General features: G+C 35.3%; 11 protein-coding genes. 3 read left to right on the top strand and 8 right to left on the bottom strand.

Annotation, left to right across the window (positions count from 1 at the left end):
* Positions 1 to 458, bottom strand: a 458-nt coding sequence (locus AC3DU7_RS02535) for an N-acetyltransferase family protein (RefSeq protein ID WP_488037797.1), incomplete at its 3' end; no start/stop codon positions are given.
* A 23-nt stretch (positions 459 to 481) separates the two neighbouring features.
* Complete coding sequence (locus tag AC3DU7_RS02530) at positions 482 to 1,636, bottom strand: RNA polymerase sigma factor, RpoD/SigA family (RefSeq protein WP_488037796.1); 1,155 nt, start codon at positions 1,634 to 1,636, stop codon at positions 482 to 484.
* A gap of 1,230 nt (positions 1,637 to 2,866) precedes the next feature.
* Between AC3DU7_RS02530 and AC3DU7_RS02525 the strand changes: the two genes are divergently transcribed.
* Positions 2,867 to 3,487 (top strand): hypothetical protein, encoded by a 621-nt coding sequence (locus tag AC3DU7_RS02525; protein WP_488037795.1) that lies wholly within the window; start codon positions 2,867 to 2,869, stop codon positions 3,485 to 3,487.
* A 144-nt stretch (positions 3,488 to 3,631) separates the two neighbouring features.
* Here the strand turns inward: AC3DU7_RS02525 and AC3DU7_RS02520 are convergent, their stop codons facing one another.
* Positions 3,632 to 3,853: a hypothetical protein gene (locus AC3DU7_RS02520; RefSeq protein ID WP_488037794.1), complete on the bottom strand. Its 222-nt coding sequence runs from the start codon at positions 3,851 to 3,853 to the stop codon at positions 3,632 to 3,634.
* 455 nt (positions 3,854 to 4,308) lie between these two features.
* Here AC3DU7_RS02520 and AC3DU7_RS02515 point away from each other — a divergent pair, with 455 nt between their 5' ends.
* Together AC3DU7_RS02515 and AC3DU7_RS02510 are read left to right on the top strand one after the other, a co-directional pair.
* A complete protein-coding gene (locus AC3DU7_RS02515; protein ID WP_488037793.1) occupies positions 4,309 to 5,076 on the top strand; it encodes a pentapeptide repeat-containing protein in 768 nt (255 codons plus the stop codon).
* A gap of 428 nt (positions 5,077 to 5,504) precedes the next feature.
* Positions 5,505 to 6,617, top strand: coding sequence for a glycosyltransferase family protein (locus AC3DU7_RS02510; protein WP_488037792.1), 1,113 nt, complete (start codon positions 5,505 to 5,507; stop codon positions 6,615 to 6,617).
* A 233-nt stretch (positions 6,618 to 6,850) separates the two neighbouring features.
* On the opposite strand, the gene AC3DU7_RS02505 is transcribed toward AC3DU7_RS02510, so the two are convergent.
* The 5 genes from AC3DU7_RS02505 to speB form a co-directional block, all read right to left on the bottom strand.
* Positions 6,851 to 7,966, bottom strand: a complete 1,116-nt coding sequence (locus AC3DU7_RS02505; protein ID WP_488037791.1) for a geranylgeranyl reductase family protein — start codon at positions 7,964 to 7,966, stop codon at positions 6,851 to 6,853.
* 659 nt (positions 7,967 to 8,625) lie between these two features.
* Positions 8,626 to 9,174, bottom strand: a complete 549-nt coding sequence (frr, locus tag AC3DU7_RS02500; protein WP_488037790.1) for a ribosome recycling factor — start codon at positions 9,172 to 9,174, stop codon at positions 8,626 to 8,628.
* A complete protein-coding gene (gene pyrH, locus AC3DU7_RS02495; protein WP_488037789.1) occupies positions 9,171 to 9,893 on the bottom strand; it encodes a UMP kinase in 723 nt (240 codons plus the stop codon). The genes frr and pyrH overlap by 4 nt, the downstream gene beginning before the upstream one ends.
* Before the next feature lie 834 nt (positions 9,894 to 10,727).
* Positions 10,728 to 11,285 carry a thioredoxin family protein gene (locus AC3DU7_RS02490; RefSeq protein WP_488037798.1) on the bottom strand — a complete coding sequence of 186 codons (558 nt, stop codon included), beginning with the start codon at positions 11,283 to 11,285 and terminating at the stop codon, positions 10,728 to 10,730.
* An 80-nt stretch (positions 11,286 to 11,365) separates the two neighbouring features.
* Positions 11,366 to 12,277 (bottom strand): agmatinase, encoded by a 912-nt coding sequence (speB, locus tag AC3DU7_RS02485; protein ID WP_488037788.1) that lies wholly within the window; start codon positions 12,275 to 12,277, stop codon positions 11,366 to 11,368.
* Positions 12,278 to 12,687: the final 410 nt, after the last annotated feature.

The following is a 12,687-nucleotide window of genomic DNA, read 5'->3' as shown; positions in this document are numbered from 1 at the left end:
CCAGTAACACGACATATACGCCATTCATCTAAAATTGATGCACCAATACGTTGATAAAATCCAATGGCTGGTTTATTCCAATCTAGAACACTCCACTCTAAACGTCCACAGTTTCGGGATACTGCTAACTGTGCGACATAACTTACCAGTTGCTTTCCTATACCCTGCCCTCGGTACTCCGGTAAAACAAATAAATCTTCTATATAAATTCCTGGTTGAGTGAGAAAAGTTGAGTAGTTATGAAAGAAAAGAGAAAAACCTACAGGTTGGCCAGCAAATTCAGCAATAATTGCTTCAGCATAAGGACGATCGCCAAATAAATCATCTTTTAAGGAGTCAACACTACCTGTAACAGCATGGGATAATTTCTCATACTCAGCTAGGGCTTTAATTAACTCAAATATTACAGGTACATCTGCTGGCGTAGCACTACGCAATTTTAGTTCATCTAAAGACATAATTTAATCACCATTACATTTTATTAAAATCGATTTAACCATTCTTTCAAACGTTCAGCTACTTGAGGACGACGTAATTTCCGCATGGCCTTGGCTTGAATTTGCCTTACTCGCTCCCGGGATAGATTAATCATACGACTCACTTCATCTAAGGTATGAGGTTCTCCTGTGAGTAAACCATACCGGAGAGTGATGACATCTTGTTCACGATTGTTCAATACATGATTTAAGACTTCCAAGATATCCTGGCGCATCATCATATCATTCATCTGCGCTTCGGGAGTGCTATTTTCATTATCTTCTAGGAAGTCTAGTAGTTCACTATTCTCGTCAGTGCCTAAACGATGATTGAGAGAAAGGGTTTTCCGGCGAATTTGTTGGAGGTTACGCAGTTGTTGGTGAGAAATTTCTAGTGCTTGAGCAATTTCAGCATCACTGGGGATACGATTTAGCTTCCGTCGTAAGTCACGGTAGACTCGTTTAAGTTTGTTAATTTGTTCAACTACATGAACTGGTAAACGAATAGTACGTCCTTGATTAGCAATAGTACGAGTTATTCCTTGACGAATCCACCAATAGGCATAGGTGGAGAATTTGTAACCTTTCTCTGGGTCAAATTTTTCCGTAGCACGGTTTAGTCCTAATGCTCCTTCTTGAATCAAATCTAGAAAAGGTACCCCTCGGTTGAGATAGCGTTTGGCAATGGAAACGACTAGACGAAGGTTGGAGCTAATCATTCGGCGTTTGGCGGCACGACACTTATGTAAGCGATGAGATAGTTGTGCTTCTGTTAAACCTGCTGCTGATGCTATTTCGCTTTTTGTGGGCATTCGTCCTAAGCCATTTGCCAGTTTTTCTGGCAGTTGTTCAAAGATAACTAACTCTTGGATCAACCTGGCTAATTCTACTTCTTCTTTTTGGCTGAGAAGAGGATAGCGAGACATTTGCTTAAATAATGCTCCTACTGCATCATCTATATCTTGTGAATTTTCTGATAATGGGAGAGTTATAGCCTGTATATTCATACTAGAGTCCTCTTGATATTGATCTTCTTCATGTAGTGATTCGGCAATCATCAAACTCACTTGTTGCTTTTGAGCTGCCATTTCTGGTTTATTGGTGGGAGCTGGAAATTCGACTTTATGCTGATCTGAATTCTCTTTAAGTAGAATTTTCATGGGTTTTTTTCCTAATTATATAGTTTTTTGGCTATAAATGGTTGATGAAGCGTAGAAGAACTGTGATTTTATACTATGAATCCTTAATTATTACTTAACAATGAACTAAGTATTAAATTTTAATTATTGAGGATATCATATTTCAGACTTTTTGTCAATAATATAGCTAAGAGCGATCGCAAATGTCTATTAGACCAGAATTCCTGAGATTTATAGCAGGGAACAGTGATAAAAACATTTATTCTGATTCGGAACGTCATCCGCACAAGTACTTAACCTACCTGTCTATTACTATATCTACAAGAGTTTATATACCTAAACCTAATAATTACTTAACATTAAGTTATCTGTTTATGTACTGATAACAATATACATTTCAAAGCTTTAGTCTCTAATTAGCTGTATTAATCAATACAAAGCAGCTAGTTTATTTCTAATCTTATTTAATAATAATTAAAATAACTCCAATTCTGATAATTTGTAACAAGGTTGACTGTCTCTTCAAATTATGTATGCTGTATTTATTCAATTAAAATGATGCGATCGTATCGTAGATTAAATAATTAAGTAGTCAAGTCAAATTATTTTTATGTTTATTACTTAAGTATATTTTTTATTCCGTCTTTTTGTACTTATTCCCTTCCTTGGAGCCATCGCTGATGTTGAATTGCAGCGCTGTTTTCTGATATCAAACAATCAAATGAGTAGAGAGCGATCGCGAATTTCACACTATACTATAAGCAATATCATTAAATTTTAGCAATCAATCTCTGGACTTGTATTATCTAATTTTATTGGTGTAGACAATTAGCTACAATAATATTTTTTTACTATAACAGGACTTACGCAAATTGACCTTTGAAGCAGCATCTGTAGGGGCTAATGGCATTTGCGCTCCGCAAAGCTCCGCTAACGTACTTATCCGTAGAGTCTTTGTGTAATATCATGTCCGGTTAAATAGACATCTCCAGAAAAGAGGGAACAGGGAACACCGGAGCTGGGAACAGGGAAGAATAATTGATAATTTATGGATAAGAATTGATTTTATTTTTGATTTTTGGAGATGTCTAATAGTTATAAGTAAACTACTCAGGAGTCAGAATTTCCTACGGAATGCTTCGCAAACAGGAGGGAAGAAAGAAGAAGAGAAGGAGAAAGTTTTTTTATAACTAATTATCCGGACATGATATAACTCCTGTATAAATGACTGTTTAACTTGTCAGAGTGGTTATGGAAAAAAAAATTGAGAGCATTGGTACAGTTATTATTGGAGGTGTTAGCCGTGCTGGCAAGTCTCGACTCGCTAATCTAGTTTTTCAGCAAACCCGATGTACTGTTGTGCATTTAGACTCATTTTTCAACGCTGTTCGCAATAATTATCCTGCTCCCATACTTACCTCTAGAGAGAAGGAGATATTTCAAGATTATTGTGATACTGTATTGGTGAAAGCTATTCGTAATATGGGTAAAGAATTTAACTATCTTCGTGTTTATGAGTCTTCATTCATCTCTCCTCAACTTATTATCGAACGTCTTTGGTATATCAAACCCATTACTTTATTTTTGGGATATCCAAATACTGAACCTGAACGTAAATTTAACGAAATTCGTCAAGCAGCACTTGAAGATCCTTACTGTTGGTCTCATAAAATGGAAGATTTAGAATTACTAGAAACCGTGAAAAATTTTATTTCATTGAGCCAAGCGATCGAAAAAGACTGTATTAGATATGGTTTTCCATTCTTTGATGTTTCAGATAATTGGCATGATACTGTGGAGCTAGCCCTTATTCATATATTAACTTGCATCGATCGCGAAATTCATTTCAATCTAGATAATCAATTATTTTAAAGCTATTGCGAGTCTAATATAACAGTATGAAATTATTTCAATTTCTGAGAAATTACGTGGCTACTTTTGCTAGTGTATAGATACTACATTTCATGTTAGCAATAGCAGAAAAAAGTAAAATTTCAAGGAATAGGGAAAAGATCTTTAATTTAAAACTTTTAACATTCCAGATTTCATTTGTAAGATAGTTTCATTAATTCTTTGGATGTCTTCAGAAAGAAGCAGTGGATTAGATACAAGAAAAGATAATAGTTTTTTTCTATCACTTTGAGTGATTATACCTTTTGTCAAAATAGAGTCAATGGTTTTTGTTAATGAAGGTTGTTCTTTTTGAAGTAAACTCTCAGAACCTTGTATATTGTTCATATTTTTTAAATTGATAACTTCGTTTAAGTTTATTACTAACCATTTATTAGTAGCATCACCCAACTGGGTGAATTAAAAATCCCTTAGTTAGAAAAAATTATCAAATTAGTAAAATTGCCATAAATCTAGAATAAACTATGAAATCGTTTAATATTAAATCGTTTTGCTCCGCAACATATAAAACGTTAGCGAAGCTCCTCTGAAAGAGGCAGTGGCTCTGTCATTTCAGTAATCAGTTATCAGTTAGCCTTCTATGGTCGTAACTTCGTTAACAGTTATCAGTACTGAAGCCAGCAGTTGTGTTACATTTAGTTGAGAAATGTGATAACTTTCATTTTGTTATTGAGACTTCAGAGCTAGACTCTTGCTTTTTAGTTTCGTGAGAAGGTACTAGATTTACTGATTGAGTGCTAACATAGCAGCAAAATATAATCTTTAGTTTGGAAGATTTGAATATGAGACTCAAAATCCTTTCTGCTATTTTAGTTTTAAGTACAGTTTGCCCTCCTGTTCCAGCTATTGCTGAAAATATCCAACATACACAAAAGTTATTATCTAGTAAACAATGTCCAAATTGTGAATTGAGTGGTGCTGGTCTGGTATTAGCAAATCTTCAAGGGGCTAATCTCAAAGGGGCTAACTTGAGCGGAGCTAATCTCAGTCGTGCTAATTTGACTGGGGCAGATTTAAGTGGTGCTAATTTAGCTGGTACAAGTTTATTTGGTGCCAACTTAACTGGGGTGAATTTAACTGGGGCAAATTTGGCTGGTACCGATCTGAGAAGTGCTTATTTAACTGGTGCTAATTTAACTGGTGTTGACCTCAAAAATGCTTTTTTGTTGGGTGCTGTGGGAATGCCATCTAATGTTGGTGAAGCTGAAGATTTTTATCGGTTAGGAATTGCTGAAGCAAAGGCCGGACATTATAAAGATGCTGTTAGATATTATAATCAAGCTATTAGTTTGAAATCTGATTTAGCTGCTGCTTATTTTGCTAGAAGTATGGCTCTTGCAGATTTGGGAAATCTTGATGCTGCACTTGCAGATGCGGAAAAATCTCGTGATATTTTTGTTTCTAAAGGTAGTAAAGAAGGTGAAGAATTATCAGAATATTTGGTGGAAATTATTGACCTACGTTTAAATCCTCCAGAACCAGAAAAGCCTAATCAATTTGTACATGCTATTGGTTCTTTGCTTCCTACTTTATTAAGGTTGGCATTTTAAGCCAGAAAATTTGGAAAGAGTCAATACCTAAGAATATTTTTTTCTCTTCACAGATCGACAACCCTAATATTGTCTTTTGAAATTACAATTTATCTAAATCTGAAGCTAATAATAAAAATTCGATAATATGCAAATAATCAATTTTTTGCAACTAGACACTAGTAATATCATGTCCGGATAATCAGTGATAAAAAAACCTTTTCCCTTCTAACCTTTTCTTTCCTCTCTTGGTCAGCATTCCCTATCTTGGTCAGCATTCCCTATCTTGGTCGGCGTTCCCTTGCGTCTGATGCCGACGCGGGGTCGCACCGCTTCTGCCTTCTGCCTTCTGCCTTACCTCCTCTAAAGTGTAATATTCAACCGGACATGATATAAACCTACTTTCATACCTTAATTCAGCAATGCTAAATTACTTTAGAAGCAAAATAATGACTAATAAAACTCCGTGTATTTATTTCTATCTCCCTGAAGATTACTGGCAAATTAATGATGATGTCTTAGGTGTACTGAATCGTTATTTAAATGGCGACATGGCTTTCTCAGATTTATGGGAATGGCATGTCAAAACACATCCAAGCTTAAAGTCTGATGGTTTGTTTGCTTGGATAATACAGCCATACTTATTTATGAAAAAAAGGGGCCTACTTTGTGAATTGACTCCCAAAATACCTTCTCAAGGCATTGTAATTATGTCTCGCAAATTTGTTAAAGATGATTTAAAGCCAGGTTCAGACCGTGTCTTTGTAATAGCTAAATCAGATTCCAAAGTTCTTAAATATGCTCAACTTCATGTTGTTGAAAATATTCACGAAGATCTAGTTCAGAGACCATCAAGTCTCTGGAAGAGCTGTTTTATACCTCACTTTCCTCAACCTGGTTTAATGCCTCGTAGTTATGAGTATGGTGATAGATTTCAAAATATAGCTTATTTTGGACTCGACAGAAATCTTGCTCCAGAACTATGCACGCCTCAGTGGGTTGATCGATTAACTTCTTTAGGCTTTAACTGGCGTATAGTCGAACGTGATAGTTGGCATGATTATAGAAATATTGATGCCATTGTAGCAGTTCGTAGTTTTGATAAATTTACATATACTGTGAAACCAGCATCAAAGTTATATAATGCCTGGCATGCAGGAGTTCCGGCTATTTTAGGTGCTGAGTCTAGTTTTCAATCAGAAAGAAGGAGTAATCTAGATTATCTAGAAGTCAAATCAGCAGATCAGATTATTGATGCTTTAATCCTCCTCAAGGATGATAAAGACTTACGCCAAAAGATTATAGAGAATGGTAAAAAACGTTCTCAAAATATACAGCAGCATCAAGTAGCTGATTACTGGGAGAGGTTTTTTAAACAGGATGTATATCCCTACTATCATAATTGGATATCTTCATCTAAGTTTAAACAAGGCTTATTTATCCTGGCCCGTAACTATGAAGTTAAACTTAAAAAGCCAATTAGCTCAAAGTTTTTGCGCTTTCGCGGTCAGATTAAGCAATCTTTAGTCTCACTTTTTCCCTTTCTTAATTATTCCAAGTAAAATTGAGACATAAACAGAATTAGGTAGTCATATCAAATCCAGTAGCATTGGTATAATTAAGGTTTGCTGAAAAAGTTTTTTTTACGTTGGCCCATTTTTCTGTACATGGTGAGTGCATTTATAGATACCTGGAATAAGAGTGTATTTTAGCTGAAAACTGGGCACAATTTCTGATTCAAAATGCCTTAAATCCTTACTGTATAAGCTTTTTAAATTTATTGAGCAAACCGTATTTAACCTCTTCCTGGTAAAAAACTACCACTGAGTTTTTTAATTGCCCGGTTAGCAACATCCGCATAACGCAATTCTCCACAAAGAATTTTACTCATTACTTCGGTAGCGACTGGCAATTTAACTCCCACTTTATAAGCTACTTTAGGAAAGCGATAAAATGCTCCTGCTAAACGACCTGCCCAAACCATATCTGCACCCCATTCTTCATTGATTATCTGAGTATATTTCTTCAGAGCATCCCCATTACCTCCTAATGCTTCATCTATCGCTTCAGCAGCTTTGACACCACTGAAAATTGAGGGGCGAATTCCTTCAGCAGATAAGGGGTCTAATATACTTGCTGCTTCTCCTGCTAATACTGCATTTTCTGTGTGGAGATTTTTATCTCCATCCCATAAAGAAATAGGATGTTCTAATAATTCATTTTGATTTGCACTTAAACCAATTTTCTGTGCATATTCCATCAAATCTTTGGATAAATTTTTGGGTTCCCCTCCTCTAAAAGTAGCAATATTAATTGAGCAAGAATCTGCTTTTGGAAAACTCCAAATATTGCCATTTTTAACTGAGCCAAATTCAAAATTAACTTGTTGATTTTGGTCTTTTAATGCTGCTTCAAAAACCAAACTTTGTCGTTTTTTAGACTCTTTAAAACCTAACCATTTAGCCATTGGGCCTTTTGCTCCATCAGCCGCAATTAAATAACGACCTGTAACAGGTTCTCCATTTGTTTGAACTTCCCAATGATCGCTTTTAAATTCAATACCTGTAACTTCTGTTTTTTCTCTTAATTCTGCTCCTTCTCCTTGAGCTTTTTGGATCAGGAAATGATCGAAAATATCCCGTTTAACCATCCACATTGCAGAAGGTAAATTTGCTTCTACGGGGTCTTCTAATTTCCATGTGTAGCGAATTTTTTTGACCTTGAGAGAAATTGCAGGAGTGAAATCAAAGTCAAACCACTGGGCAATAGCTGGAGATACCCCACCACCACAAGCTTTAATTCTGGGCAAAGATTCCTTTTCTATGACTAAAACGGAGCGTCCTTTCTTTGCCAAATGATAAGCTGCTGTACCTCCTGCTGGGCCTGCTCCTACAATTATACAATCAAACATTTTTTTCAATTTTTTAGATAACTAGATTTTTAATAATTCGTCCAATGGGAAAAAGTTAATTAAGCGTGGGCTTATGGTAGATATACCATTGGTTTTTGTCAAACTATCTATAGAACTTACGGCGTTAAAGTTACAAAGACTCCATCATGCCTAATATTTTTTTAACATACTTGATTTTTAATGTCTTGTCTAATTAATAGATAACCAGGAATTACGCATTTTCCCAACAAAAACACTATATGTACCATAGTGCTATAGTTTTTATCTGCTATATATAGTGCTTTGGCGTAAGTCCTGACAATGTTCAATTAAGTTCTAGGTTGTAGACCGTCTGCAACAAGAGTTTGCCAAGTGACTCATCAGTTCTAATAGAGAGAAGTTTATTTCATGCAACTTCACATAAAATGGGTATTACTTCTAATAACAAGAGTTTAGTATATTAAAGCTCAAAAATTGTGCAAGTCCTACTAGAAATTACAATTATTAGACCGGATTTTTTTGAGTTTCCTCAAGCCATTATGGCAAATAGATGGTAGGCAATAATAATTTACTAATTTACTCATCAGATATAAGTGAAAAACGTTTATGTAATACCTACCATCTAATACCTAATTTTTTTTGACTTCTGACTTTTACTTACCTATGTTTTAAACAGTTTTTTAAACCGTAGTAATATCCTTCTCTTTAGCAGCTAATAACTCATCTATTTTGGCGACGTATTTATCTGTTTTCTTTTGAATTTTGTCTTGCAAATCTCGTGATTCATCTTTAGAAATATCGCTCTTTTTTTCCTGTTTACGAACGGAATCTACAGCATCACGACGAATATTGCGGACAGAAACTTTCCCTTCTTCAGCAAGTTTAGCTGCTAACTTAACCATTTCCTGACGACGTTCGCTGGTGAGTGGAGGAATATTTAGCCGTACAATAGAACCATCATTATTGGGAGTTAAGCCCACATCTGACATATTAATTGCTTTTTCAATTAAGCCCAGACTACTTTTATCAAAAGGTTGAATAGTAATGGTACTAGCATCTGGGATGCCAATATTTGCCATAGATTTGAGTGGAGTTGGAACTCCATAATATTCAACTATTACTCTGTCTAAAAGAGAAGCATTAGCTCTTCCAGTTCTAATAGTGTTGAAGGAACTTTGAGTAGCTTCAACTGCTTTTTTCATTTTCTTTTCAGCTTCTTCTATATTCATTCATCAAAACCTCTCACAATAGTTCCAATTTTTTCTCCCATAACGGCTTTACGAATATTACCCGTAACCGAAAGATTAAATACAATAATCGGGATATTATTTTCTTTACAAAGGGCGATCGCTGTACTGTCCATTACCCGTAAGTCTTCTCTTAATACTTCCCCATAAGTTAGGGACTCGTATCGTTTGGCCTGTGGATTCTTCTCTGGATCGGAATCATAGACCCCATCGACTTTAGTGGCTTTATAAATTACCTCTGCATCAATTTCTGCGGCTCTCAGAGCAGCAGTAGTATCAGTGGTAAAAAATGGATTACCAGAACCTGCACCAAAAACTACCACTCGGCCTTTTTCTAGATGGCGAATGGCTCGACGGCGAATATAAGGTTCAGCTATTTCCTGCATGGCGATCGCTGTTTGGACTCTTGTCGGTACTCCTGCTTGTTCTAGGGCATCTTGTAAGGTAATGGCATTCATTACAGTGGCAATCATGCCCACATAATCTGCTGTTGCTCGGTCCATTCCTTTCGAGGCTGCTTTTACACCTCTAAAAATATTACCGCCCCCAACAACAATTGCCATCTGAATTCCTGTGGCCATTACTTCGGCCACTTCTTGAGCAATTCCTTGGACTACTGCCGGATCTATGCCATAGCCCAGACTTCCCATCAAGGATTCGCCGCTCAATTTCAGCAAAACCCGTCGATCGACTGTCCCCATACTTTTAGTCTTTTCTCAACTAAAGTTGCTTCCACAATACGATACCAGTCGATCGGCTTTTTGCCACTATATTTATTCTTGGTAAGTAGTCGTGCAAAATAAATTTCCTAGTTGAGAGAGGGAACAGGGAACAGAAAGTCAGTAGGATGTGTAATTAATTTTGCATAGGAACTTACTAAATTAATATTGAAGTTGCATAGAATATATAGACTTCTCCTATGTAGGGAGTAGGGAATAGGGAGAAATAATTGATGAATTAGAGTGCGATAATTGATTTGATTTTTTATTATTAGATATGTCTAATGTGTAAACATTTCCTGCGGAATGCTGCGCAAACAGCTATTAGCAGTCAGCTGTCAGCAATTAGTAATTAGTAATTACCTTTCAGGTTTAGTCTGGGGACTTTGCCAGTAACTTTTATTCTTTCTCAAGAATAAAGGTTGCTTTTATCTTCCTCAAAATTAATAGCTGATGGCTGAATTCTTACCGAATAATTAACTAATTAATAATTCTGGTTTAAAGCCTCCCATTTTAAGGAAAAAAAAGCGGTTGATCGCGACAGTGGAACGGAGTTCTTTCTTCGCAGCGCACCCGTTGGGTGGGATGGCGAGGAGACCCGCTCTTGCAGAGCCGCTCCGAAGATCGCCATATCCAATCGACCAAGAGAAGAAATAGTATTTCCTTAATATTCAATTCCGTAGCGGTTTTAACCTTCTTGTAATTATCAATTATCCATTATCAATTATCCATTAATGAAAAGCCTCTCTCTGCCTTAAAGGTAAAGGAGAAAAAACTTTCCTTTAAATCAATTCTCTTTTTTTGAAAGAGAGGTAATTATTCATTAATGGATAATGAATCGCGCCATTTAATTGAGCAACCAACAACTTTTGTATGGGATAGGGTTACTTCTTCATCTTGAAGAAGTTGGTCAATTGCCTGATGTAAATAAGCAATTTTTACTGCTTCTGGCTGATTAACATTATCGTCTATTAGCCCACGATATCGTAACTTACCTTCTCGATCTAATAAAAAAGCCTCGGGTGTTTTGTCAACTCCAAAGCTTTCTGCTACATCTTGAGTTACATCCCTAATATAAGGAAAATTTAGTTGATTATTCTCTGCAAATTCTTTCATTTTTTCAAAACTCTCTGTGGGAGAAACTGTCGCATCATTAGCATTCATTCCAATTATGATTACTCCTTGATTTTGAAAATATTTTTGTAATTTTTTAATGCGTTCAACATATAAATCTACTTCTGGGCATTGATTGCTCAAAAATATCACACAAATTACTTTAAAAGTTTCTAAATATCTTGCTAAATGATGAACCTCACCATCTACTCCTGGCAATTCAAAATCTGGAGCATAATTATCAATTTCTGTTCCTGTCATTTCAGTTAAAATCATATATCTATTACCTTTCAAAAATTACCTTACTTATAACAAATGTTTTTCTATCATATCCCATATTTTTACCAGCCTTGAGCTAATGCCTGATACCCAATAAGTTTATAGATTAATTTAGCTGCTGTAAATTCAGATACTACAGAATCAACTATCGGAGCTAATTCCATAATGTCACAACCTATTACTTGGTGTAATTCAAATAATTTCCGCAAAAATGTAGTTAAAGAATACCAATTTAGTCCACCCGGTTCTGGTGTACCAACTCCAGGAATTAATGTTGGGTCAATTCCATCTAAATCTATTGTTAAAAAAACTCGTTTAGTCGGAATACTAGCGATCGCTCTTTCTATCCAATCTGGCTGAATAGCTATTTCTCTTGCACGAAAAACTGTGAGATTTTTCTTTTTGATTAAATCTGCTTCTTCTTTGCAAATCGCACGAATACCGATTTGTATTGTTGGCAATTCCATTTCAATTATCCGTCGCATTACGCAGGCATGGTTATATATTGAACCTTCATATTCATAACGTAAATCGCCATGAGCATCTATTTGAATTACTGTAAATTTTTCATCTAAATATATTTTTCTATAAGCTTTAACAATTCCATTTGTAATACTATGCTCTCCACCTATAGCAATGACAAATTTTCCATCCTTCACTAATTTTTCTACTGTTTCTTGAGTTATTTTTAGCATATTTAATGGTAATATTTTTTTTCCATTACCAGTATCTGCTATAGATTCATGGGTATAGATACCAACTTCTAAACCAGTTTCTCGGTCTAATTCTTCGTCATAACATTCTAACTGTTGAGACGCATCTAATATTGCCGATGGACCATTAACACAACCCCTTCTATAAGTGGTAGTTGCTTCATAAGGAATTGGTAAAATTGCTACTTTAGCAGTGGTGTAGTCTGGTTCAATTTCTGAACCTATAAATGGTAGAGTTGATGTAGGGTAAATTGCTGACATTTTTAATGTTTTAGTATTCTAGAGTTGAATAATTTAACATTTAACAAGATTTTGATGATTATTTTAAATGTTAAACGTAAAGGTTTTCAGTTAAAATTAACTATTATAAAAATTGTCACAACTAATTGAGGGTTGTTATCTAGCGTTTTTCATATTAGTGATGAATGGTAACTATACTTGAAAACAAAGTATAATTATGAAAATAAAAACGCTAATATCAAAATTTATTTTAGATAAAACATTTAAAACTCTTACAATATAATTAATAATTAAATAATTCTGGTTTAAAGCCTCCCCTTTTAAGGGGAAAAAAGCGGTCAAGGGATGGCATTAGCGGAGCAGGTTCGCAAAAACGGGTCTCCTCGCCATATCCAATTGACTAAGAGAAAAGAGAATATTCCTTATATTCA

This window comes from Okeania sp., assembly GCF_983059655.1.
Note: the sequence above shows the minus strand (reverse complement) of the source record. Positions and strands in the feature narration are given on the sequence as shown.

Excerpts from the sequence above, each read along its gene's own strand:
- AC3DU7_RS02510 (WP_488037792.1), top strand. The coding sequence starts at position 5,505 with ATGACTAATAAAACTCCGTGTATTTATTTCTATCTCCCTGAAGATTAC.
- AC3DU7_RS02530 (WP_488037796.1), bottom strand. The coding sequence starts at position 1,636 with ATGAAAATTCTACTTAAAGAGAATTCAGATCAGCATAAAGTCGAATTT.
- AC3DU7_RS02520 (WP_488037794.1), bottom strand. The coding sequence starts at position 3,853 with ATGAACAATATACAAGGTTCTGAGAGTTTACTTCAAAAAGAACAACCT.
- AC3DU7_RS02525 (WP_488037795.1), top strand. The coding sequence starts at position 2,867 with ATGGAAAAAAAAATTGAGAGCATTGGTACAGTTATTATTGGAGGTGTT.
- speB (WP_488037788.1), bottom strand. The coding sequence starts at position 12,277 with ATGTCAGCAATTTACCCTACATCAACTCTACCATTTATAGGTTCAGAA.
- AC3DU7_RS02505 (WP_488037791.1), bottom strand. The coding sequence starts at position 7,966 with ATGTTTGATTGTATAATTGTAGGAGCAGGCCCAGCAGGAGGTACAGCA.
- AC3DU7_RS02515 (WP_488037793.1), top strand. The coding sequence starts at position 4,309 with ATGAGACTCAAAATCCTTTCTGCTATTTTAGTTTTAAGTACAGTTTGC.
- AC3DU7_RS02490 (WP_488037798.1), bottom strand. The coding sequence starts at position 11,285 with ATGACAGGAACAGAAATTGATAATTATGCTCCAGATTTTGAATTGCCA.
- pyrH (WP_488037789.1), bottom strand. The coding sequence starts at position 9,893 with ATGGGGACAGTCGATCGACGGGTTTTGCTGAAATTGAGCGGCGAATCC.
- frr (WP_488037790.1), bottom strand. The coding sequence starts at position 9,174 with ATGAATATAGAAGAAGCTGAAAAGAAAATGAAAAAAGCAGTTGAAGCT.